Source organism: Ktedonosporobacter rubrisoli, from assembly GCF_004208415.1.
GTDB lineage: Bacteria > Chloroflexota > Ktedonobacteria > Ktedonobacterales > Ktedonobacteraceae > Ktedonosporobacter > Ktedonosporobacter rubrisoli.
The window spans coordinates 10,525,774-10,550,143 of record NZ_CP035758.1 but is presented as its reverse complement, the minus strand read 5'-3'; the positions used below and the strand labels follow the sequence as shown (position 1 = coordinate 10,550,143).

18 protein-coding genes and 2 tRNA genes are annotated in these 24,370 nt (G+C 52.9%); 10 read left to right on the top strand and 10 right to left on the bottom strand.

Features of this window, described 5'->3' with window-relative positions:
• Window positions 1-10: 10 nt before the first annotated feature.
• From EPA93_RS45095 to EPA93_RS45055, 9 genes are all read right to left on the bottom strand, one after another.
• Window positions 11-2,506 (bottom strand): tyrosine-type recombinase/integrase, encoded by a 2,496-nt coding sequence (locus EPA93_RS45095; RefSeq protein WP_129893833.1) that lies wholly within the window; start codon window positions 2,504-2,506, stop codon window positions 11-13.
• A gap of 445 nt (window positions 2,507-2,951) precedes the next feature.
• A tRNA-Gly gene (locus EPA93_RS45090) sits at window positions 2,952-3,026 on the bottom strand.
• 4 nt (window positions 3,027-3,030) lie between these two features.
• Window positions 3,031-3,103 (bottom strand) — tRNA-Pro (locus EPA93_RS45085).
• 71 nt (window positions 3,104-3,174) lie between these two features.
• Entirely contained in the window at window positions 3,175-3,627 is a 453-nt protein-coding gene (locus EPA93_RS45080) for a hypothetical protein (protein WP_129893832.1), read from the bottom strand.
• A 134-nt stretch (window positions 3,628-3,761) separates the two neighbouring features.
• The gene (locus tag EPA93_RS45075; protein ID WP_129893831.1) at window positions 3,762-4,142 is read right to left on the bottom strand and encodes a response regulator; all 381 of its coding nucleotides are present in this window, start codon (window positions 4,140-4,142) and stop codon (window positions 3,762-3,764) included.
• A 260-nt stretch (window positions 4,143-4,402) separates the two neighbouring features.
• Window positions 4,403-5,803 carry a YlbE family protein gene (locus tag EPA93_RS45070; protein WP_129893830.1) on the bottom strand — a complete coding sequence of 467 codons (1,401 nt, stop codon included), beginning with the start codon at window positions 5,801-5,803 and terminating at the stop codon, window positions 4,403-4,405.
• A gap of 115 nt (window positions 5,804-5,918) precedes the next feature.
• The gene (gene fdrA / locus EPA93_RS45065) at window positions 5,919-7,502 is read right to left on the bottom strand and encodes an acyl-CoA synthetase FdrA (RefSeq protein ID WP_165423817.1); all 1,584 of its coding nucleotides are present in this window, start codon (window positions 7,500-7,502) and stop codon (window positions 5,919-5,921) included.
• A gap of 161 nt (window positions 7,503-7,663) precedes the next feature.
• Complete coding sequence (locus EPA93_RS45060; RefSeq protein ID WP_129893828.1) at window positions 7,664-9,382, bottom strand: PucR family transcriptional regulator; 1,719 nt, start codon at window positions 9,380-9,382, stop codon at window positions 7,664-7,666.
• Window positions 9,354-10,304 carry an oxamate carbamoyltransferase subunit AllH family protein gene (locus tag EPA93_RS45055; protein ID WP_165423816.1) on the bottom strand — a complete coding sequence of 317 codons (951 nt, stop codon included), beginning with the start codon at window positions 10,302-10,304 and terminating at the stop codon, window positions 9,354-9,356. The genes EPA93_RS45060 and EPA93_RS45055 overlap by 29 nt, the downstream gene beginning before the upstream one ends.
• A gap of 289 nt (window positions 10,305-10,593) precedes the next feature.
• On the opposite strand from EPA93_RS45055, the gene EPA93_RS45050 reads away from it, so the two are divergent.
• The 6 genes from EPA93_RS45050 (at window position 10,594) to EPA93_RS45025 (ending at window position 18,073) form a co-directional block, all read left to right on the top strand.
• Complete coding sequence (locus EPA93_RS45050; RefSeq protein WP_129893826.1) at window positions 10,594-11,415, top strand: cyclase family protein; 822 nt, start codon at window positions 10,594-10,596, stop codon at window positions 11,413-11,415.
• 162 nt (window positions 11,416-11,577) lie between these two features.
• The gene (locus EPA93_RS45045) at window positions 11,578-12,459 is read left to right on the top strand and encodes an FAD binding domain-containing protein (RefSeq protein WP_129893825.1); all 882 of its coding nucleotides are present in this window, start codon (window positions 11,578-11,580) and stop codon (window positions 12,457-12,459) included.
• Window positions 12,456-12,992 (top strand): (2Fe-2S)-binding protein, encoded by a 537-nt coding sequence (locus EPA93_RS45040; RefSeq protein WP_129893824.1) that lies wholly within the window; start codon window positions 12,456-12,458, stop codon window positions 12,990-12,992. The genes EPA93_RS45045 and EPA93_RS45040 overlap by 4 nt, the downstream gene beginning before the upstream one ends.
• The gene (gene cutA, locus EPA93_RS45035; RefSeq protein WP_129893823.1) at window positions 12,989-15,376 is read left to right on the top strand and encodes an aerobic carbon-monoxide dehydrogenase large subunit; all 2,388 of its coding nucleotides are present in this window, start codon (window positions 12,989-12,991) and stop codon (window positions 15,374-15,376) included. Before EPA93_RS45040 ends, cutA begins: the two co-directional genes overlap by 4 nt.
• 87 nt (window positions 15,377-15,463) lie before the next feature.
• The gene (gene arcC / locus EPA93_RS45030) at window positions 15,464-16,417 is read left to right on the top strand and encodes a carbamate kinase (RefSeq protein ID WP_129893822.1); all 954 of its coding nucleotides are present in this window, start codon (window positions 15,464-15,466) and stop codon (window positions 16,415-16,417) included.
• A 294-nt stretch (window positions 16,418-16,711) separates the two neighbouring features.
• On the top strand, window positions 16,712-18,073 hold the full coding sequence (locus EPA93_RS45025; protein WP_129893821.1) for a solute carrier family 23 protein: 1,362 nt from the start codon (window positions 16,712-16,714) through the stop codon (window positions 18,071-18,073).
• Window positions 18,074-18,166: 93 nt separating this feature from the next.
• Here EPA93_RS45025 and EPA93_RS45020 read toward each other — a convergent pair whose 3' ends face one another.
• Entirely contained in the window at window positions 18,167-18,499 is a 333-nt protein-coding gene (locus EPA93_RS45020) for a hypothetical protein (RefSeq protein ID WP_129893820.1), read from the bottom strand.
• A gap of 622 nt (window positions 18,500-19,121) precedes the next feature.
• Here EPA93_RS45020 and EPA93_RS48865 point away from each other — a divergent pair.
• The 4 genes from EPA93_RS48865 (at window position 19,122) to EPA93_RS45005 (ending at window position 24,334) form a co-directional block, all read left to right on the top strand.
• Window positions 19,122-19,358, top strand: coding sequence for a hypothetical protein (locus EPA93_RS48865; protein ID WP_165423815.1), 237 nt, complete (start codon window positions 19,122-19,124; stop codon window positions 19,356-19,358).
• Window positions 19,346-20,746, top strand: coding sequence for a cytochrome P450 (locus EPA93_RS45015; protein WP_165423814.1), 1,401 nt, complete (start codon window positions 19,346-19,348; stop codon window positions 20,744-20,746). Before EPA93_RS48865 ends, EPA93_RS45015 begins: the two co-directional genes overlap by 13 nt.
• A gap of 654 nt (window positions 20,747-21,400) precedes the next feature.
• Window positions 21,401-21,769: a hypothetical protein gene (locus EPA93_RS45010; RefSeq protein WP_129893818.1), complete on the top strand. Its 369-nt coding sequence runs from the start codon at window positions 21,401-21,403 to the stop codon at window positions 21,767-21,769.
• A 993-nt stretch (window positions 21,770-22,762) separates the two neighbouring features.
• Window positions 22,763-24,334: an MDR family MFS transporter gene (locus EPA93_RS45005; protein WP_129893817.1), complete on the top strand. Its 1,572-nt coding sequence runs from the start codon at window positions 22,763-22,765 to the stop codon at window positions 24,332-24,334.
• Window positions 24,335-24,370 lie beyond the last annotated feature (36 nt).

Below are 24,370 nucleotides of genomic sequence, written 5' to 3'. Positions count from 1 at the left end.
AATCATCTCCTCAACTCCTCTTCCGCTTCTCTTTCTCCTCCCCCTCATCACTCATCTGCATGTAGTGTTGGAACGAGCCACTTTCCTTTTGCCCTAGCAATTCCCACAAGGTGCCCAGATCGCCGCCTGTTTGCAGATACCGCATCGCAAAGCTCTCACGCAACAGGGTGGGGCTTACGCCCTTCCTCATGATCCCAGCGCGCTTCCTGAGCCGGTCAAATAAGAGCGTTATTCCGCTCTTGGTAAGCGGACGACGGCTTGCCTCAGAGAGGAAGAGGCACTCTTCGTCTGCTTGCTCTTCGCACCCTGCTGCACGCAGACGATAGTCATCCAGGTAGGCAAGCAGGTGGCGCAGCCCTTCGTGCCCCAATGCGAGCCGTCGCACCGTCGCGCCTTTCCCCCGAACGCTCACGATCCCCTGCTCTCGGTCCACATCCCCCAAACGCAACGAACAGACCTCTGTGGCACGCATGCCCGTGTCAAAAAGAACCCAGAGGATGGCACGGTTGCGCGCGGTCGCCTGCTCTGCCAGCACCCCGGTTTCCTTTGGGGGCCGACAAGCCAGCAGCAACTGCTCCCATTCCCCTGGTGCAAGTGGAGGAAGCAAACGATTTTCCATCTGGGGAAGAGGCAGGTGTGCAAAAGGCGTGGTTGAGAGATACCCATGACGCACCATCCACTGGCAAAAGGCCCGCGCCGAGCGCGCGTAGGATGCCACCGTGCTGGGTGAGCGAAGAGCGCCAGTGACGGTAGGCAAGTGAGGGAGCCACGCCAACCAGCCACGCACCTGCGCTTCCGTCACCTGGTCAAGCAGGACACATTCGTGTTCAGTACGCAGATAGTGCCCGAACAACCCCAACGCTTTCCGATGCCACTCCAAGGTCTTGGGACGGCGGTGGCGGTTTCTCTGATCCTCCAGATACGCGTAGACCGCTTGCTCAATCGTCAGAACCGAGGGGGTGTGACGAGATGGTTGGAGGCCGGGAGGCGCGTGAGACGCCAATGGCTGCCCACTGCCGGATAGGGCGGCATCCTGGGCGGCGATGCCGCTCGTTGTCGCAGGCCTACGTGTTGTCCCCTCCTCTGAGGCTGGTTGAGAAGAAAACGGGCTTTCTTCCATGATGTGCTGAAAAGGGACAACCGGAGAGGAGCAAGCCGATAGGGTCTGATGGTCTGCCTCGTGCTCTCGCTTGCCTGACGAGACAGGATCAGCGACGCCGGCAGGGGGCACCTCCTCGCCTCGTGACGCCTCCACACTCTCTGGGTTGGCAGCACGAGGCCCGGCAAGACACCGCTCGATGCAAAACGGCAGGACCGCCACGGGAGAGGTCTCATCCACGTCTGGGGAGACGGTCGTCGTCGAGCCCAAGAGGACCTGCTGCAAGTCTTGCAGGTGATGAAAGAGCCGCAGCGGGTCGAGCACCTGGGCCACCCGCAGCAACTCATACTCCTTCGACGCAGGCAGCACCTTTGAAAGCAGCAGCCGTTGTAACGGCGTTTTTGCTGCATCATAGATCCGGCGCACTTTTCTGCCGTCGTACTGTTTGGCTTGCAGCTTCATGGAAGGCTGAAACCCGTTCACGTACAGGCGCAGGGCCTGATACACCTCACCCAGTTGGAGGTAAGCGCGTTCTCCCTCCAGGCGATCATAGCCAACCACCTGACGAACGATAGCGCCATTCTTCTGCTCTATATGACACTGATCATTCTTGATCCCCTCACGTCCTCGCGTGAACGTGATGTGTTCGGCTTCACAATAGGCGAGCAGGGACTCATTAATGAATTCATGCCCATTGTCGGTATCCAGTCCCAGAATCGGAAACGGAAAGCACGCTCGCGCTTGTTGCAAGGCGGCCAGGACGGTCTCGGCGCTTTTGGAGCGCAGGGGCAAGCACTCCGTCCATCCGGTGGCGATATCGGTGAGGGTCAGGGTGGAGAGAAAGCTTCCCTCGACCTGCGAGCCACAATGCGCGACGAGATCAGCTTCCAGAAAACCGGGTTGCGTTTCATCCCACTGCTCGAACGTGCGGATGGGAATCTGCTGCTTGAGCAGGGTTCCTGCCCGTGTCGTCGAAAGACCATGTGGGCCTCGTCCGCGCTGGGAGCACAGCAGACGATCTGCCGTCGCTGCACTCATGCTGAGTAATTGCTCGGGGCAGGACGCGCTTAGATGCAGATGTCCATGCCGCTCCAAGGCTTCGATGAGCGTGGGCAGAAACGGCATGAGCCGCTTGGTACAGATCCGATTCGCCGCCTGCCAGGCCAGCACCAATGCCTGCTGCACCTCCGATCCATACCGGCCTGGCCGTGGACGCACAGGTGCCTGCTGTCCTTGTTCGGTATGGTTCAATAACCACATGGCATATTTGCGATGATATCCTGTCCTCTGAGTAAATGCATCAAGCAACTGACGTTTCTGCTCAGGTGAGGCCCCACGATAGTGAGGCAGAACCTGCGCCAGCAACTCGCGTCTGGTTTGAAGACACAATCCTCTTTCCACGCTCATCCATCCCCATGATCGAGCCTACGATGAGCAACTGAAGCCGACATGACAGCCCTGCCACTTCCGTTTGCCTCATCAGAAATCTTCCTCTTGGCATGCATTGTAGATCCCAACCTGTGTTTTTGAAAGAGAGATGATCTTAGGCGCGAGCCCGACCCAACAGGCATAAGCAAATCAGCAAGAAGAGATTGCGAGAACGCTATCAGGAAGATTTTTCGTGAGGCAATGCGTCACCCGAAGGCAGGTCCTTAGAGAATCCGAGACAGGTGTTTGTTGTCACTCGAAGGCAGGTCCCCACAAAACGTGGGGCAGGTCCTTCCTGCAAAATGAGGCAGGTGTCCGTTCAAGACCTTTTGTACAACAGAAAAACCGTCTCTTCCTGGTTCGCTCACCGCTTGCTTCTTACGAAGCAGCCTGTCAAGCGCTAGCAAAGAAACGGTTCTTCAAATGGAGCGGGAGACGGGACTCGAACCCGCGACAGCCTGCTTGGAAGGCAGGAACTCTACCACTGAGTTACTCCCGCACAGTCGGGGTGCGCGGACTCGAACCGCGGACCTCATGGTCCCAAACCATGCGCGCTACCAACTGCGCCACACCCCGTTGAATGTATCTGAACTATATCATGCTTTTAGCGGCTTGTCAAGTATCTTAATTTCGTCTCGGGCTCACTGCTAATGACCTGCTTTGCGCCGATAGCGTATCTTGAGCAGAAAGAGATTCCATTGCGTCTTGATTTGGTTGAGAAGTCCGCGTCTCAATGGGGTTACCGTGACGTTTCCGTATTGAAACGATTTTGGTTGTCGCGGCTGGAATAAAAATTGCGAGAGTGCAACCAACACTAAACACACGATCCCTATACCGGCAAGCACGCCTGTAAAGATGTCCTGTGTACCCCTTATATATGCGTAGCCCCCGGCAATTAATGCCGCTACAACGGCTATGATGAGTAACCACTCTGATGTAGAAAATCGTAAAGAGATTGGGCGACGCGCGGGTCGCGGCACACGTGGACCCGATTTCCGGCGTAGCCGCTCACCGAATTTCTGTCCCCGGCCCGGCCTCGAATCCGTCTGCTCCAGGTTGCGCAGAATCTCTTCGATCTCACGTTCATATCTGTTTGGCATAGCAGCTCTGCTTCCTTGAACTCGTCGTCAGGACGCTCTTGCTTGTAATGATACCAACTTTTAAGCGCAGAGACAAGTATTTTGTCTCTCAATTTTCACAAGAACCAGGATACTCCCATTATCTGCACTCTTTCTCATTCTTCGCCCAGAAGTACCTTGACTTTCTCAGCCAGTTCCAGTGGATGAAATGGCTTCGTCATATGCTGAGCCGCTCCCAAATCGACGCTTATGCGCTCATATATACCTTCTGCATGCCCGGTTATAATCATTACAGGAATATGTTGCGTTTGCGGATCACTGCGCAAACCGCTGCATATTCGATATCCATCTTCACCCGGCATCATTATATCTAAGATAATTAAATCCGGCAGGATGGCAGGCGAAGAGCTGAGTAAATATTGAAGCTGATGCCCATTTGAGGCCGTTACGACCTCAAAGCCATTTCGACTCAGGACAAACGTTACGATCTCTTGCACCTCTTTATCATCGTCAACCACAACTATTCGCTTCGGCATACACCTCTCCCGGTCCTCTCAAATTTGCTTCTGCCAGTACTACTTCTGCCCATTTGACTCTCTTAGGGCTCTTGAACTTCAAGTACCATTGCCCATTTGACTATGTACTTCTGGCTCTGCATTCATAACATCTTCGTCACTAGCGTCTGGCCCGAAAAGAAACTTCACACTATTCTCATCTACTGCTCGGTTGGCTGGTGAATATCAGCCAACCCTTCTACTATCCAGGATAACCATGAAGGTGTGATGTCGGCATTTCTTTATAGAGCTTTAGCCAGATCGTGTGCGGCCTTGACAAAGCATTCCATCGGCGGATGCACAATGCCGGCTCCTATCTGCCCTACTCCAGGAAAACGATGGGCAATCCCTGTGTTGATTATAGGCAAGATGCGTTGACGCACTACCTGCCGTATGTCGATCCCTACAGGCGATCCGCGAAAATCTAATGTTGGCAATTGATACTGGCTCTCCTCTGCTATGGTAATATCATACATTTCTATTGTATATTGTAACGCGTCACTAGGAGTTCCGCCGACAAACTTAACAATAGCAGGGGCGGCTGCCATGGCAAATGCTCCTATTCCCACTGTTTCTGAGATGGTACTATCGCCGATATCAGGGTTGGCATCCTCCTCATCATAGCCGCTAAAATACAATCCTGTAATCTTTTGTGCCGGAGCCACATACCAGCGCTCTCCTAATCCACTCACACGAATACCAAAATCGGTTCCATTGCGCGCCATTGTGGTTACTACGCTGCTCAATTCGATATCGTGCGCTGCTAAGGCTGCTGCTTTACAGGCCGCCATCGAGAGGTTTAAATAGAAATGATCATTCCCATGAATGAACCGCACAACGCTGGCTGTTTCCTCAACTGATTTCCCTGTCTCTATCAATGCCGCCGCAATTTCGCGCAGCAAGAGGGACGTTGCGGCTTTGTTGCGATTATGACATTCATCTCCCATTTGCAGAGCCTGAGCGGTAAGAGCCTTAATATTTATTCCCCCTATAGCTCGAATTGCCCGGGACAGCGCTGGTCCCAGGATCTGCTCTAACCAGCGTAATCTTGCGATAACTGTTGTGTCATTAGCGCCATAACGCAGAACTTTGCCCAAACCTTCATTCAGGGTGCTAAATGTACGATGCCCGTATACCGGCTCATCTATGACAAAAACAGGCATGGAAGCTGAGATGACGCCAGCCATCGGCCCCACGGCGTTATAATGATGACATGGGGCAAAGCGTATCTCTCCGCTCTCTGCTACCTTCTCGGCTTGTGCACTATCTGCGGCCATTCCTTCATACACAAGAGCGCCAATAACTGCCCCACGTAAGGGTCCAGACATGCGCTCCCAGCTAATTGGTGGCCCGGCGTGTAGAAAAACATTCGTTTGCATATCTGGGATCACTTCACGCGCCGGTCGCACATCCACGAGCCGTGGGCGCGCGGCAATCATGCGCTGGACAGCCTGGTGATTGGCCTGCTCGATACGCGCATCGCTAAGCAATTTGCTCAGGACAGCATCACTCTTGCCCGCGGCTGGCTGCCAGTCTAGAGAGACAACGGGAACATTCTGATGGCGAAGAGCTTCGGCAAACATATTTGCACCAATATTTATTACTTTGAGCGGCGTTTCTAAGAACTGGGAACTTTCGACCATGACAACGTTTCCTCTCTCTCAATGGGCATATAGCATAGACAGTCTTCTATCAGATCCATCTTTGCGATCACCAGGTGCTTGAGCCTATGGCGTATCTCTCTATTCGCTTTTTTTGCTACATATTCTCTTCAGAATCTAGCAGGCTCGCAGCCGCTACTACTGCTGCAGCATTGCTCTCATAGACTATTGCTCCTGCTGCCTCCAACGCATAACGCTGCCTGGAGACTTGCTGAGGATCATCTTCAGTTCCACAGAGCACAACGATGATGGGTAACGAACGGCCCTCATCCAGCGCGCTCTTGCGTATCCGAGCAATTGCCGGAGCATAGAGAGCCGCCGGATCTGGATGGGCACAGAACCCCAAGAGAATATCGAGCAAAATAACTGCGGTTTCTCGATCCTGCGCCGCTTCAGCGAGATAGCGCAGGCGCAAGTTCGGATCAATCATCGGATGAGGACGCCCGCGGGTAAATTCGTCAGAGCCGAGATCAAGCGCCGTATGGCCCTGATATATCTGGCCAGAAGGAATACTCCATTCAACCTTGAGAGGAACGTTCGAGGAAATCTTGCCTATCCGCTCACTCAGCAGCAACATGGCCTCATCACAAAGCGTCCCACCAGCGTAAAGCGCCCGAATATAGCGCTGATACGGGGCCAGCCCCTTGCGCTCTGCCAACAAGCGCTCCTGGTCTCTCTGTAGGACCTGCCTCCCGAATAGCTGCGCTGGATCACCTCCTGCGAGGGCAATAGCCAGTTCAGCCCCCTCGCTCAGTGTACGTACAAGATGGACCTTGCCCACATGCTCAGCGAATTGTGCAGGTGCACAGCCCTGGAAGATAGCAACAACAGGCTTAGTAAGCTGAGCTGCGGCCAGGATCTCACGAGCAGTACTTGCAGCCGGGGGTTTGGAGACGAGGAGTATGACCTCTGTATGAGGATCATTTGCCAGCAAGGCTAATCCGCAGCGCATCATCATGCCGCCAATAGCTTCGGAGAGATCACGTCCTCCCGTGCCAATAGCCTGTGAGATCCCCAAGCCGGCTGCCGCAATCAAACACATCAATTGCTGCATGCCTGTACCAGAAGCGCCTACAATACCAATTGATCCGCGAGGAACTACATTGCAGAAGCCTAACCCAACTCCGTTGATAAGTGCAGTTCCACAATCTGGTCCCATCATGAGCAAGCTCTTTTCAAGGGCCAGCGTTTTTAAGTATTTCTCCTGCTCCACAGAGACATTATCGCTAAAGAGAAAAACATGCAAGCCTTGCCGCAAAGCTTGCTCAGCTTCCAACCAGGCATGCTCACCGGCGACCGAAATTACTGCAAGATTGGCAGTTTCTCCACGCCGCAAGGCTGTTTCCAGCGAGCGGGCTGGCCGTGGCTGATGGCTGTGCTGGACAGCATGTCTGGCAGAGCTTAAGCGTTCTTCGGCCATGCGCAAGGCTTGTTGCGCACATGCCTCATCCACAGCTTTGACGACGAGGAGCAAATCATCAGGGCCGGGTAGCTCTTTCTGTTCGTGCAGGAATGTAGAGGGAAATAAGGCAGAGGCCTGGAGCAGGGCATAGTTTGCTTCGGTAGCCATTATAGCTCCCACATCTTCTACTCCTGACAACTGTTTGAGGGACTGGGCTAAGGACATGAGGGTGATTGAATCATAATAGGTATTCCGCTTGAGTAACGCCTGTAAGGCCATGGCGAGCCTCCAATTGCCACACTGTTTGGGGGTCATCTATCGGGTATCATCCAGTATGCCATATACAGAGAAGCTCTGTCTTTAGCAAAATGTGTCAGGATATCTTAGCTTTTTTGATAGATTTCAACTAACAAGTTAGCATGTCCCCGAATTACTCGCCTTTATTCGCGGTTCGCCTTACGTATCTGTAAGGCTAATTCTAGATTCATACGCTGCTGAGCGTCATCCATGAACGGTCCGGTTAATTCTTCTATCTTCTGCAGACGATAACGCAGACTGTTATAGTGCAAATGCAAGCGGCGCGCTGCCACTGCCATGTTGAGATTGCTGTTTAACAACACTTCCAGCGTATAGAGCAAATCTGCATCGTGATGTGTATCGTACTCAATCAGCGTTCCCAAAAGCTCTTCAGCAAAGGCTTGCAGTTCGGCCGGGTTCTCAAACTGGGATAAGATGCGTTGGAAACCCAGGTCATTAAAATGGATTACAGTGCCAGAGCCCTGGAGCTGACTTCCGATAGCAAGAGCCTGTTGAGCTTCTCGATAGCTGCGATGAAGATGGAGCGCATCTTCACATGGCCGTCCTATACCCATGACGAATTGACGGTCTCGCTGCAAGAAGCGCAGATTTCTGAGTAAGTGCTGCCCTACATCGATATCGTTCTTGAAGCTCGCCTTCAACCTGGCTCCCTTGTAACCTACGCGAGCAGGAGCAGCGCCAAGGATGAAGATGAGCTGCCCACTTTTCTCTACAACAATTGCCTCTGAGTCAACATGTTTAGCGGCGGCACGAGCGCTCTCTAAGAGCAGAGAGCTGGCTGTATCTGGTCGATATACTGCCTGCCAGCCAGAGGCCGGGCTCACGAGATCATCGCCGCGAACTTCGACAACATAGACTATTCCAGGACGATCCAGCCGCCAGTCTAGCGTTTGCGCGCGCGAAATAACCGTCTCCATGGAGAGAATCCGCCCCGCCAACAAATCGTCAAGGAAGTCAGATTGAAATTTACGTTCAACGGCGACAATCGCCTGCTCTTTCGTAACTGCCAGCGCAGATACCGTCGCCGCATGTTCCATGGCAATCGCATCCTCATCGTAATCAAATTGTCGATTTGTCTCCAGCGTAACGATGCTGCCATAGTTATGAGCGCCCACGCGAATAGCGCAGGCAAAACCTATAAAGTGCTTCTCTTTCGCCTGTAGATTACAGCGAAACTTGCTCACCGTGCTTTCCGTAATTCCCTGGCACATGGAAGTATCTATGTGCAAGTAGCGCACCCCGACCCGCACACGCACAAAAGCGTTGAGCGTATCCTTAGAGGCGTCATCGGCAGCGGCCAGGGCCAGGATACGGCGATCCGGGGCAATAATTGCCACTGGATTGCCAATCAGCAGGGCCAGATTATCGGCAATATGCTGTAAACCTCCACCTGCCAAGACAATCGCCGTAAAACGCCGATGCACTTCCTCTGAGTGCTGCAGGCGTTGCGTTTGTACGCTCAGTATACTACTGAGCAGTTCGGTAATGATTTCATCGAAGGAGACTTCTGAGCGCAGTTCTATAAGTGGCAGTTTGCAACGTTCGGCAGCGCTACACATCTCTTGTGGAATAGCCTCAAAATAGCGTCCTGTTTTCACCACAATACCCGCCAGTTCGCGCTGCGCCAGTTCTAAGACAAAAGAGCCCAATGAAGCGGGATCATCGCGCAGAGGATACAGGGTGGTGAGCAAGAGCTCGTGCGGCTTGATCCAGGCCAATATATCCGGTACTTCCATGACGTTTACCGAGGAAACGATACGCCCCAGTCCATCTGCCCCAGCTCGGATATGCGCCTCACTTAATCTGCCCGTTCTAAGGGCATCCCTCACGGTAAAAGTCATTATCGCCTCCTTCCAAAGTTCGCAAGCCCAATAACACTCCGGCCAATGTATCACTGCCCGAGGTTGCGCCAAAGGCCTGCAAGCGCTGAGCCGTTTGTAGCACCCGAGAAAAATTAGTTATAGGCTCAGAGAGTGCCAGGAGCAGCGTTCCTACATGCTCAGCGACTTCTCCACGCGCTGCATGGGTCAATAAGGTACAGCTTAAGCTGGTAGTACGGCCCTGAGCTGTTGTGGCTATGGTTTCAGCAAGAGATGCGCGCGAGCAGCTATCTCTGCTCAGTTCTTGGCTAAGTAAAGCCATGACGGCAGCAAAACCGCCAAGTAAGTCATCTCCGGAGGGAGTGAGACCCGGACCAAGACCGGCCAGACCTTGCACGGCTTCTGTGAGAAGAACACTATCTTGTTGCCAACAAGCTTGCATGAGCTCGTGTAATAGGAAAAATGCGAGCTGCGCTAAAGAGCTTCGCGGTCTTACCCTCCCGCTGAACATACTAAGCACAGAGGAGAGCAAGCCTTCCTGGAAAACCCGCTCAGCCAGATAGCTAACCAAACTGCGCACATGTTGTCTCACAGTATCTCGCGACCAGTTGCAGGTTTCGATAGCCGGGCGCGGCTCCCAGGCAGGTCTTGTGGGAAGGACAAGCAAAAGCTCATAAGCTGGAATGGAGAGAGCCCCTTTTCCAAGTATAATGCTCTCCCCAGGTCGCAGGCGCGCAAAAAGTTGCTTTGCCTCATACGTTGAAAGACGCAACCCATTAGGCATTTGCTGAAGCTCTGAGCTGAGCACAGCTATCAGCGTTTTGTTAAGGCTTAGATTGACCGCCCGCGAAAAAACGCTATGAATCGAGCCAAATTGCGGCTCTTGCTCGAAAAAAGCCTGCACAGGTCTGCTATAGTCCAACGCAACCAGAGAAGTAGCCATGGCCTCTCCCTTAGCAATATTTGCCAAAATATTACCATATTTGTCAGCAATTTTGCCCATTGCGATTTTGAATATTCCTTCGTTATAATTGCACCATCCCGTTCAGATCAGTTCTATTCCAAACACATTGCTGATCTGGCATTTAGCACAAGTTGCCAATTACTTCTGCTCATCTGGAGGGAAAACATAGGGACCGTCGATCTCACCTGGCAGCTTTCCAGCTCAGCATAGCTTTCTTACCTGGCACCAGTCTTTAACTGATATAGCGCATAAGAAGGGAAGCTCTCGCATGGTACATCCGATTGATTTACGCAATGTACGCGTCCTTGATCTCTCTCAGGACTGGGACATACATACGCCGGGCTTCGCAACCTACGATGGACCAACGATTAAATGGATCAAGCGGGTAGCCTTTGATAAAGTAGGCGGCCAGCATATAGCTTCGACACTTCATGTAGGTACTCATCTCGACGCACCGCTCCATTTCATCACAAACGGGCAGGACATTGGCAGCATTCCCATCAACAAACTCTTTGGCCCGGCCGTCATTGTCGATCTTGAAAAGCTGGGCATCGGCGATTATGGAATCTACACGCCTCAACATTTCGAAGATTGGGAACGCCGGACAGGCATCCGCATCGAGCGCGGCGATATTCTCTTTGTCCATACCGGCTATCATAAATATTATCCCAGCAATTGGGCGGGCGAAAGCCAACCTGATGAGACACGCTATTTTATCAAACATCCAGGCCCTACACGCGAGTTCGCAGATTGGGTGCTTGAACGCGGCATCTCCTGGCTGGCTGTGGATGCCGGCTCAATGGATCACCCCATGAATACGGTTATACGTTCGCTACGACCCGATCTGGCGGCGGAAGCTGAGCGCGTACTGGGCAAATCATTAAGCGAGATCTTCCCCACTCCCGATTACCAGGTCATGCACTATTATCTCTTTCCTCACCTGGTTTTCCATGCAGAAAATGTGGGGGGAGAAATTGATCAGGTGCTCGATCAAAGGGTGTGGATTGGATGCTATCCCTGGCGCTTCAAAGGTGGCGAGGCTGCATTCTGTCGCATCGTAGCCTATGTGACTGAAGAAGGGGAGAGATAAGCTTTTCTTTCCTTTAACAGGTCATCAGCGGTCACGCTATGTTTGGACATGTAGCAGGGCAAACGTGGGCAATCCGACCAGTTTGCTAAGGCCAGCATCCATACCAGCCCTGCTCACAGAGTAGTTAGTTATAAGGACGAAGAAGGCGAGGGGAGATAGCATATGAAACCGCCCCGTTTTGCCTATCATGACCCGGCAACACGTCAAGATGTTTTTACATTACTTGATATCTATGCAGATGATGCCAAAGTGCTGGCCGGTGGCCAGAGCCTAATCCCGCTCCTCAATATGCGCCTGTCTCAACCGGGCCATCTTATCGATATTAATCGCGTAGCGGACCTGGCTTATATTCATGAAGCAGAGGGCGGACTAGTTATTGGTGCGCTCACACGCCAGCGCGATCTCGAACGGTCCCCGCTCGTACGTCGTCTTTGCCCACTAGTAGCAGAAGCAATCCCTTTCATTGGCCATGCCCCTATCCGCTCACGAGGCACATTAGGAGGCTCCCTGGCACATGCTGATCCAGCCGCAGAGCTGCCAGCCGTTCTACTGGCCTTGCAGGGCTCGGTTCAGGTCGAATTCAGCTCAGGCAGGCGCAGGATTGAGGCCAGGGATTTCTTTCTTGACCAGCTCCAAACAGCGCTTCAGCCAAAAGAGTTGTTAACAGAGGTCTGGCTCCCTGCTCTGCCTCCCCGCTCGGGCTCAGCCTTTCTCGAAGTCAGTCGACGCCATGGCGACTTTGCCCTGGTAGGGGTGGCCGCCCAGATTACTTTGCGCGCGAATGGTACGATCAGCGCGGCCCACCTGGCCCTGACAGGAGTTGCGCCCACCCCCATACACGCTCAACAAGCAGAAACTCTTCTGCGCGAAGAACGACCATCTGAGGCTTTGTTCGCGGCAGCCGCTCGCGAGGTCAGCATCCACCTTGCGCCAGATACTGACCTTCACGCCAGCACAGAGTATCGGCGCAGCGTCGCCGGTGTGCTGGTTGAGCGCACCTTACGTCTCGCCGTAGAGAGAGCCCGTCAGGAGGGTAACAGATGAGCCAAAGCAGTATATCGCCGCAGGAAAAACGCCACATTCGTGTAAATGTCAATGGCGTTCTGCATACAATCCAGGTTGAAACGCGCTGGCTCTTGAGCGACTTCTTACGCCACGAGCTCCATCTGACGGGCACGCACGTCGGTTGCGAACATGGAGTCTGTGGAGCATGCACTATTCTGTTCAACGGTGCACCCGTTCGCTCCTGCCTTATGCTGGCCGTACAGGTCGATGGAGCAGATATTCTTACGGTTGAGGGCCTAGCAAAGCCAGATGGTAGCTTGCATCCCTTGCAGCAAGCCTTCCACCAGTATCATGGGCTGCAGTGTGGTTTCTGCACTCCGGGTTTTCTGATGGCCATCTACGCATTTTTGCAAGATCATCCTGATCCTGATATCAGCGATGAAGCCTTGCGCGAGGCTCTTGCCGGAAATCTTTGCCGCTGTACAGGCTATCAAGGTATTATAGCTGCAGTGCGCCATGTGCTTTTGGAAGCCAGGGCTGCACAGAGTGCTGGAGAGAAGGCCGAGGCATGACTGGACAGGTATTCGGTGCTCCTCTCCGGCGTAAAGAGGATCAACGCTTTCTCACCGGCTCAGCTACCTATATTGATGACATAGAGCTGCCCGATATGCTCCATGCTGCCATATTGCGCAGTCCCTATGCCCATGCTCACATAAACGCTATCGATACAGCTGAAGCAGAGGGACTCGAAGGCGTTATGGCCGTCTTCACCTACAAAGATCTCGGACCGATTGCCGAGCCTTTGCCACTCTTAATCCCTCACCCGGCCTTAACGCACCCGCACACACAATATGCGCTAGCGAAAGACACGGTTCGCTATGTTGGTGAAGCTGTTGCTATGGTTGTGGCCCAGAATCGCTACATCGCTGAGGACGCATTAGAGTTGATCGAAGTTGACTATGAGCCTCTACCAGTCGTGAGTCCCGCCCACCTGGCCGAGGCTACTAGCGCCCAGGCGCCACGTATTCATGCAGATGCGCCCACAAATATTGCCGCCCACCTGATTCAGCAGGTAGGCGATATAGATACTGCCTTCGCTCAAGCTGCCCATGTATTTCGGCGCCAGGTACAGCTTGAGAGAAGCGCAAGTCAACCCATAGAAGGCCGGGGAGTACTTGCACGCTTTGATGCCTTTGAGCAAGCGCTGAGCGTTTGGGATAGCACGCAAGGGCCGATCTCCATCCGCAATGGACTTGCCGTGCTCTTTGGTCTTCCCCGAGACAAAGTGCAGGTTAGCGCTCCTGATCTGGGTGGCGGCTTCGGGGTCAAAATTATGCTCTTCTATCCTGAGGAGGTTCTGGTTCCGCTGGCAGCGATTCGTTTAAAGCGCCCGGTCAAATGGGTCGAAGACCGCCTTGAGCATATGGTAGCCTCCAATCATGAGCGTGGTCAAGTCCATGATATCGAGGTTGCGATGGATACAGAGGGGCATATTCTTGGCTTACGCGATATTTTCCTCCACGATACTGGCGCGTATTGTCCTTACGGCATCATCGTCCCTCAGATTACGGCTTGCCAGCTGCCAGGGCCTTATAAACTACCTGCTTACTATTCTGAGGCCACGGTTGTCTATACCAACCGCACACCTGTGAGCCCGTACCGTGGCGCTGGACGCCCTCATGGCGTCTTTGCAATGGAACGCATAATAGACTATGCTGCCGATCAGCTAGGGCTAGATCGAGCCGAGATCCGCAGGCGCAACTTTATCCAACCCGACGAATTCCCCTATGACGTTGGCCTGGTTTTTCAGGATGGGCTCCCTACCCGCTACGATAGCGGAAACTATCCAGCAGGTCTGGAACAAGCATTACAGATGATAGGTTACGAGCAGTTCCGTGAGGAGCAATATCGTGCCCGTGCCCAAGATCGCTATCTGGGGATTGGCATCGGCTGCTATGTAGAGGGAACCGGCATCGGCCCCTATGAGGGAGCCCATATTGCTATCGATACTCTTGGTGAGATCTACGTGGCTACAGGAGTTTCAACCCAGGGTCAGGGACATGAAACCACTTTCGCCCAGATTGTGGCTCAGGAACTGAATGTAGACATAGAAAAGGTCCACATTACGACTGGCGATACTCGGCGCTTTCACTGGGGCACGGGTACCTATGCCAGCCGAGCCATGGTTGTAGCAGGCAACGCCATCGGGCTCGCCGCCAGAGCAATTAAAAAGAAGGCGATTAATCTGGCGGCTTCCTTATTAGAGGCGGCTCCAGAAGATCTAGAGCTGGTTGAGGGTCGTGTGTGCATTCAAGGTTCGCCCGAGCGTGGTCTCTCGCTGGCCGCCCTTTCGATCGCCTCGAATCCTATCCGTTATGCCTATGGAGCAAACGCTCCCGACTTACCTGCGATCTTGCCAGCTCCAGAAGGGCCACCGCTGCCAGCCGGAACAGAACCAGGGCTGGAGGCCACGCAATATTTTAGTCCCCAACATGCTACCTTTGCCAGTGGCGTGCATGCAGCCATTATCGAAGTAGATATTGGCACAGGCCAGGTCAAGATACGAAAGTATGTGGTACAGCACGACTGTGGCAAGTTGGTCAACCCTTTGGTTGTAGAGGGACAAATCTGTGGCGGCGTGGCTCAAGGTATAGCCGGCTCTTTCTATGAGCATCTTGATTACGATGACAATGGACAGCTACTTAATGCAAACTATATGGACTTTCTTATGCCCTACGCCAGCGAGATACCTCATCTGGAGATAGGCCATATCGAAACCCCTTCGCCCATCAATCCACTCGGAGTCAAGGGAGCCGGTGAAGCTGGTTGTATTCCAGTCCCAGCCTTGATGGCTGCAGCGCTAGAAGATGCGCTGGCCCCTTTCGCCGCGCTCGTAGATCATATGCCCTTAACGCCCAGTGAAATTCGCAGGCTTGCGCACAAGGGAATAAGGTAAAGCGCGCCATTTGTAGCATAGCCACCTTACCCACCGAGAGAGCAGAGAGACTGTGTGACAGATCGAGGCCTAGAAGGAGATGACACGATGTCCCGACTTGCAGTGATCGCTATTGGCGGCAATTCGCTCGTTGAAAATGCTACGTGTCAATCAGTAGCAGGCGAGCAGAAAGCCCTACAAGAGACAGCCATCCATATTGTCGAGATGATCCTTCGCGGCTGGCAAGTTGTGCTCACCCATGGCAACGGCCCGCAAGTTGGTCTCATCCTTCTTCAGGCAGAGATAGCCCGAAAAGAGTTGGATTATACCATATCTGTTGATATCGCCGTAGCGGAATCGCAAGGAAGCATCGGATATGCGCTCCAACAAGCCTTAAGCAATGAATTGCGGAGGCGCAGCCTGAACAAGCAAGTTGTGGCCTTGCTTACCCATACGCTTGTCGACCCTGATGATCCTGCCTTCCAACAGCCGAGTAAACCCATAGGACCATTCTATACGGCAACTGAAGCAGAGCAAAAGCAGCGCGAGTATGGTTGGGCCATGATGGAAGATGCCGGACGCGGTTGGCGGAGAGCCGTTCCTTCACCCCATCCATGCCAAATTATGGAAAGCGAAGCCATCGCGCATATGCTTCAAGCGGGACTCATCGTAATCAGTGCAGGCGGTGGCGGCATTCCGGTTATAATCGATACCTACGGCACTCTCATAGGCACTCAAGCAGTTATTGATAAAGATCTTGCGAGTAGCCTGCTGGCCAGTACATTGCAGGCCGATCTCCTCTTGATCTCCACAGGAGTCGAAAAAGTTGCCTTGAATTATCATGGCCCAAATCAACAGGATCTCTCCAAACTCACACTCAGCGAAATACTGCGCTATTTCAACGAAGGGCATTTTGCCAGAGGCAGCATGGAACCCAAGATTTGTGCAGCTATCGAGTATCTGCAGAACGGCGGCAAAGCCGTTCTCATTACCAGGCCGGAGGCAATAACTCAGGCTCTTGATGGCAAGACAGGTACTTGGATTTTTCCTGACTCCAGATAGGGGCGAATATACGCTCCCATTCTATTTATCTCAGTAAAACCCAGGTATCATCAGGATCTGAGAAAAAGCTGGCATTAGTTCCTTCTGGCCCAATTTCTCACACGACACCATTCCAGGGAGCAGCTTAAAGGAGAGCACTCTGTACTCAGAGCAAAGATTGACAAACGGATATTCGTATCGTTTACTACTATAGTTTCTTCGAAAGGAGGTCTTTTACGCTCAAGCATCTCTCAGTTCTTCACTTAACTTTGCACTTATCTCATTATCCCTTTTTTTTAAGGAGGACTATTACGTATGGCAACAGCCGAAAAGCGTGGATATTTCACAGGCTGGACCCTCAAGCAAGAGGGAATTATAGCACCGGATGAACGGCTCCCCTGGGGGCAGTCCATTCTCGTGGGGCTGCAACATGTGCTCGCCATGTTTGGCTCCACAGTCCTGGCTCCCATAATTATGGGTTTCGACCCGAACACGGCTATCTTTTTTTCTGGCATTGGTACGCTTCTTTTCTTTGTGGTCGTCGGGGGACGCGTCCCCAGTTATCTTGGCTCAAGTTTTTCCTTCATTGCTGTCGTCATCGCCGCCAGCGCCTACGCCGGCAAGGGCCTCAACCCGCACATCTCCGTTGCCCTCGGCGGCATTATCGCCGCTGGCGTCGTCTATGCCCTCATCGGCATTCTCGTGATGCTCGTCGGCTACAAATGGATCGAATTTCTCCTTCCTCCACCCGTCACCGGCGCCGTCGTCGCCATCATTGGCTTGAACCTCGCTCCCACAGCTATCAGCGATACGGCGGGCACGCCTTTCGATACCTGGATGGCGGTGATCACGGTGCTTGCCGTGGCCCTCGTCGCCATCTATGCTCCGGGCGCACTCAAGCGTCTTCCTATTCTCCTCGGCGGCATCATTGGCTATGTGATCTATGCTCTGCTGGCCAATGGCCTGGGCCTGGGCAAAGCCATTGATTTCACCAACCTGCAAAAAGCTGCCTGGGTCGGCCTGCCCAACTTTACTGCACCCACCTTTCAGCCGCATGCTATAGCGCTGATTGCCCCGGTAGCCATCATCCTGGTGACAGAGAATCTTGGCCATATCAAAGCTATTGAAGCCATGACCGGGCGCAACCTGGATACCTATCTGGGCCGTGCCTTTCTTGGTGATGGGCTCTCGACGATCGTCTCGGGCTTTGGCGGCGGCACTGGAGTGACGACCTACGCGGAAAATATCGGGGTCATGGCGGTGACGCGCATCTACTCCACGCTTATCTTTATCATCAGTGCGCTTGTCGCCATTCTCCTTGGCTTCTCTCCAAAATTTGGTGCCTTGATTGCCAGCATTCCTTCCGGCGTCATCGGGGGATTGGCCATCGTCCTCTTTGGCCTGATCGCGGCAACCGGCGCGCGGATCTGGGTGCAAAACAACGTCGATTTTTCTCAGAGCCGCAATCTGATCACGATAGCCGTGGCACTTATCCTGGGGGCTGGCAATTTCACCATCAACATCGCCGGTTTCTCCCTTGGTGGGATCGGCACCGCAACCTTTGCTGCGATTATCCTCTATCAGCTCCTGCGTGAGCACACACCCAAAGTCGCCCCCCAGCAGGCTGAGAATCACAGGGAAACGGAGTTGCACGCCAACGCGGAAGCAGGAGAGTAATCCCTGACGTTCTTCAGCTTCTTTGAGCTATTCTAGAGAACGAGCTTGAGGTCCTCGTGGTTTCTCAAGCTCGTCCTCCGGCCGTAGGAGGTGCTAAGACATCACGGGAGCAGGTCGGCACAGAGGGATAGGAGGGTACACACCACCAACGCGGCCATCCCCTATCTGGGAACTCATCACCTCGTGCTGCGCTCTCCGCCAGATCAGGTGGCAGATGCGCAAGGCTTGTAAAGAATGAGAAGGGTCATGGCAGAGCATCATGAGTGACAGCACGCGAAGCGGGAATGTGACAGCTTCTTGCAATCGTCTACGCTGGACAAGAATATCCAGGTACTCCTCTCTCGTCTGCCCGGTTTGCTCTTCAACCAAGCGTGCTTCGGCCTGGCGCACGATCTCTCCACAGGTCTCTAGAATATCCTCATCCATGGTGATGCTCTCCTATCCTGCCAGTTCTCCAGCTTTGGCAGACGAAACTGCTCTCCCCCAATTGATCCACGCCTGCCCTCCATGGTTTACCGTCAATACCATGTCAGGCTTCCCATCGCTATTGAGATCTTTGAACGCAATAGTCCGAGGGCCCTGTCCTCGATGATGCCCTGGCCTCTCCGACCCTCGGGTCTGTTCCAGCAAGCCCCCTGGAATTTCAAACATCATGCTATGACCTTGGAGATTGAGCGCACTTCAACTCCTTCGATCCTTGACAGATTACCATATGCACAGGCAGAACATATGGCTTTGATGAAATACCGTGAGAAAGAAAAATGGCACTGATCTCTTCTCACCTGAGCAGTGTGTGTCAAAAATCGCTAGTTTCTTGGGATCAAGGGCAAGAGCGAGGAGGCGCGTGGTAAAGGAAGAAGCATCTGAGCTAAAAGTGGTGAGGCCTTTGAGGACAAATCGCTCTGCTCGGTGATGAGGTAAAAATCGGTGACCTTCCTCACTGCTGGTACTCCTCTCGGGTGGACGGGGCATGCTTTTCGCGCTACGCGTATACTAGAAAGAGGAGGGAGGCGTTTTCTCATTTGAGGAAAAGAAAAGAGGAAATTACATGAGAAAACCGTTCTGCTGCGCCCTGATGGCTCTCTTGGTGCATCATAACCCTACCCCTCTCCAGGCCCGTCAAGGCGGCTTCGCTGCCACAAACGCCCACATCGTTTCCTCTGGCGCCATCAATCTCATTAGCTATGGGCAATTCACCGCTGCTCATGGAACCCCCTGGTGTGAGGAGAAAGATAGCTTTGAGGATGAAGCATGCAGAAAGGAAACTCACCTATGTTCCACATGACCTCAACTCCGGTTGGTGACGCTCGCCTTTCAGGAAAGGGAGGCCGTCGTCCGCCTGGTCCTGCTTGGCACACGTTTGCGCAGAATACTCGCCGTCTCATGCAGGATGGGCCTGGTTTTCTCCTGGAAATGCGCGAGCGCTATGGAGATGTCGTAAGGGTTCCCATACTCCTGGGCTCCTTTACCGCTGTCTTTCACCCCGATGGTGTCCGCCATCTGCTTCAGGAGAATCACCTGAACTACGGCAGGGATGTACCTGACTATCACGTGCTCCGCCCAGTGCTTGGCAATGGACTGGTGACCAGCGATGGCAAGCTGTGGCGCCGACAGCGCCGCCTGATGCAGCCAGCCTTTCACAGACAACGGCTTCTGGCCCTTGCTGACCTGATGACGACCACCACGCTGGAACGTATGGCGCAATGGGAAACCGCTGGTTTTCTCGGAACTGGTAGGCCACTTGCCCTCACCCAGGAAATGACGGCTCTGACGTTGCGTATTGTTGGCAAAGCCCTCTTTGGCATAGATCTGAGTGCCGAAGTCGCACGCATTGGACAAGCACTCACGACCCTCAATCACGTGCTTTCGGAAGCGCTGTATCAGCCGTGGCTGCTGTTTTTGCCCACTCCACACCGTCATCGTCTCAATGTTGCTCGCTGTGCCCTCTCTACCGTCGTTGAGCAGATGATTGGCGCCCGCCGCTCCATCCCCGATCACGATGATCTGCTCGCCCTCCTCCTGCAAGCCCAAGACGAGGAGACAGGCGAGGGTATGACAGATGAACAGGTCCGTGACGAGGTGATGACTCTGCTGCTGACCGGGCTCGAACCGATTGCCAACACGCTCTCATGGACGTTCTTCCTGCTCTCAAAGCACCCCGAGATGCAAGGACACCTGCGGAAAGAATATCAAGAAGTGTTGAAGGGACGCCCTCCTACCGTCGAAGATCTTACACAGCTTCCTCTGACCCGTATGGTCATTGAGGAGGCCCTACGCCTCTATCCGTCGTCGTGGGGCTTCAGTCGCCGTGCCCACGAGGAGGATACGATTGGAGGGTACCGGATACCTCGTGGAAGCTTTGTCCTGGTCTCTGCCTACGTGACCCATCATCATCCTGCGCTCTGGGAGCGACCAGACGCGTTCGACCCTGAACGCTTCTCTGCTGAGCGAAGCGCAACACGCCCACGCTTTGCCTTCTTTCCCTTCGGAGGTGGTCCGCACCAGTGTATTGGCAACCAGTTTGCCCTCATCGAAGCTCAATTGATCCTAGCAACGATCTTGTCTCACTATCACGTCCAGCTTCTTTCTGCTACGGTAGTGGCGCCTGATCCTCTGCTGACCTTACGCCCACGTGAAGAGATCTGGGTGACGGTAAACAGCACGCAGATATGAAAAAGGGGAAACAATGAGATGAGGCCTTCTAGCCCAGACACGCATGGCTTTGTCGCATAGTATAGATTTGTGTGAGTGGGCTTCTTGTCCTCTGTCTGACGGCGTTGCTGTTTCTTGCCTATTGAACCTGTGATCGAGCACGCTTCAACTCACTCGACCCCTTGGCAGATTACCATATGCTCTGCTTAAGCGGATGGCTATAATGGAGATATCTTGAAAAAGGAACATGGCTCAGGTCTCTTCTCGCCTGAGCCGTGAGTGCCAAAAACCATTGGTTTGCTAAGAAATTTCCGATGCTGGGACAGGAAATGAGAAGAGCGCTGTTCATGACGCTTCTCTCGGCCTCCTGCTTTCATCTCTATGTGGTTCCATAGGGGACCGATGAAGCATGGTATACATCAACCATAACATAGAGCGGGCGTCTGAGAGAAGAGGTTTTCTTTGCTTGTAGCATAGTCACCTACTGAGAAATGTGAAGTGCATTATAGTTAAATGACGGATATGTGAGTACAATATAAGCAAATGTGATAAGGGTTGATAGAAAAGTAGAGCTAGTTCAGGATAAACAAAAGTAGATATTGGTGAGACTTCCAAGAAAAGCCGCAAAGCGCTTCAGCATCTGCGCAAGCGAGTACGCCTCCTTCATTTGAGACCTTGATCACACAGGCAACACAGCTAAAGCAGCAGAGGAAATATCAGGAGGCGTTACAGGTAGATGAGCAGGCACAACGGCTCAGACCGCGTGATTCACGAGTATATGCTGGTCGAGCGGTAACGCTTGAAGAGCTTGGCTGCGAGCAAGAGGCAATGCAGGCTGTAGAGGAAGCGATCAAGCGCGCAAATCTGCCTAAAGATAGGCAGATCCTCATAGGTTCCCATTACCTCAAAGCGCTCCTGCTTGAGAAGGAGAGGCATTATGACGAAGCGCTGGCAGCGTTAGATAACGTGTTCACGCACGATCTTGAGCATGTTCCCGCGCTGCAAGCAAGAGCGCGTATCCTCTCTGAGCAGCGATCTAAGTAGGCATCGATATCAGTATTCTATACGGGGAGCCCAATCGGCTCGCTGTTCAGAAAGGTGCTGGCTTTCAACCACTTCTCCACCGAAATTTCTGCAGATTGCTCGGCCTGTGCTGCGAGAGTATCAGCTTTCAATTGAAGCATCGCATACAACGCGGGACTCTCTTGCTTGCTGACACTCATCATTCCATCAGCGGTATGAGAGAGTGCCAGCTTCACATGAGAGGCGATATCAGAACCCCCCTCGTTGAAAGCGATAATGAAATAAGACAGACGAAAACCACTTACCTAAGAACGATGAGATCAAGATGAGAGGAAACCATACTCAGACCTAGAATGGTAGCAACGAGAAAGACGAGGAGTTGAGAGCATCGATTAGATTTGCTAGAGAGATACATTGATTCTATCGCACATTCCCTTCTAGTTGTCTGGTTAAAAGGAGATTAGATCGCGCATCTGAAGTCCTTTCAGCTTCTCTCACCTGGTCTGGTCTCTGGATGACCTTCGCTACAACCATCTTCCAAAGACAAGCGCCTCCGCCAGGCACACAACCTCTCCGTAGGTCTCTAAGCTGTCCTCATCCATTCTGGCTTACAAAAGGTAGACAGACCGCTAGCGCAAATCTTCCCCGCTAAGATTGTCATTGCTCAGGCCTTGTCTTATGGCACTGCGAATCTCGCCTGGGACGAGGTGAAAAGCATCGTGAGAATAAAGGAGGGAAGCGCGTGTGGTAATCAGGAAGCACGGCTATTTCCTTCTCGGGGCTCCTCTCAATGGCGAAGTGCCAAATAGTGATAAGGAATACTCTTACAATTGCCAACGATATATTGGAATAAATAAGCACGCCTTTGGTGTTAGATCAGAAGTAAAACATAATAACTGTGGCTTGCAATGTTGCAAGATCGATAGACTCAAGGATGCTTCGGGATCGTCCTACAGCGGTAGGGCGATTTTCCATCTCCATTTAGCTTCGTGTATTTTCACAAAGGTTACAGAATTGACTAAGCACGCAAAATTTATTATCACAATTGCCTTAATGCTTGGCATGGCGCTGGCCGCGCTCGACACCACTATTGTGGGAACAGCTATGCCCAGCATTGTGGGTAAGCTAGGCGGTATCACCCTCTATTCATGGGTGTTCTCTATCTACCTTTTGACCTCTACAACGACGGTCCCAATCTATGGCAAACTTGCTGACCTCTATGGACGCAAACCGCTCTTCTTGTTTGGCACGACCCTCTTTCTCATTGGTTCGGTGACCTCAGGACTGGCACAATCGATGGAGCAGTTGATTGTATTCCGTGCAATCCAGGGATTGGGCGCCGGCGCGGTCATGCCAATTGTCCTTACCATCATTGGCGACATCTTTAATCTTGAAGAGCGCGCGAAGGTCCAGGGGCTTTTTAGTGGCGTCTGGGGTTTATCAAGTATTGTTGGCCCATTTGTCGGAGGCTTGATCGTCGATCACTTTTCCTGGCACTGGGTCTTCTTTATCAACATTCCCTTTGGTCTGGTCTCTATGCTGTTGCTCATCTTTACCTTCAAAGAGACGGTTGAGCGTAAGAAGCACCACCTTGATTACCTGGGCACCTTGACGCTCACCGGAAGCGTGGTTGCGCTCCTCTTTGCGCTACTGCAGGGCGGCACATCCTGGGCCTGGAACTCATTCCAGAGTATTGCACTTTTTGCTGCAACAATCGTACTCTTTGGGCTCTTCGCCTGGGCCGAGCAGCGTGCCGAGGAACCTATTCTGCCATTTGTGCTCTTTAAGAATCGTATCATTACCATTTCGAGCATTGGCGGTATTGTCCTGGGCATATTGATGTTTGGCATTACAACTTATGTACCGCTCTTCGTCCAGGGCGTCAAAGGTGGGAGCGCGACGAGTGCTGGTATCACGCTTGGTCCCTTGCTGCTGGCCTGGCCGATTACATCAACCATTAGCAGCAAAATTATTATTAAGCTTGGCTATCGCTTCACGGCTGTAGTTGGCATGCTTGGGGCGGCAGCAGGCGTAGGCATGACGGCCCTCTTCAACGATCAGACCAGTCTTACCTTTATCGTTGTAGCAATGCTGCTCATTGGTGCTGGCCTGGGTTTTGCCAGTTCTGCCTTTATCCTCTCGGTGCAGAATGCTGTGCCGTGGAACCTACGCGGCGTGGCGACGGCGAGCACACAATTTTTCCGCACGATGGGTGGAACTGTGGGTGTTGCGATTATGGGAACGATCCTTAACGCGCAAATGGCTGTGCGTTTTGCTCCCATCTATGCTCACTTTGCTGATATTGCCAGCCGTCTGCCGCACGATATCGCTCCCGCAAACGTTCTGCTGACGCCTGCGCTACGAGCTTCGTTGCCAATGGCTTTCTTGACACAGCTGCAGACAGCCCTCTCGCAGAGCCTTTTCTGGGTATACGGCTTGATGCTTGTTCTCGCCGTTATCGGCTTCGCGACGATGTTCTCTCTACCGGGTGGACCCGCTGAGAAACATGCCTACAAGCCGACTGAAGAAGAATTGGCCAAGCATACCTCTAATGAGCCGGTTGAGATGCTCAGTGGTATGGGCTAAACCTCGCTAAAATAAAGAGCCTTAACATGAATATCA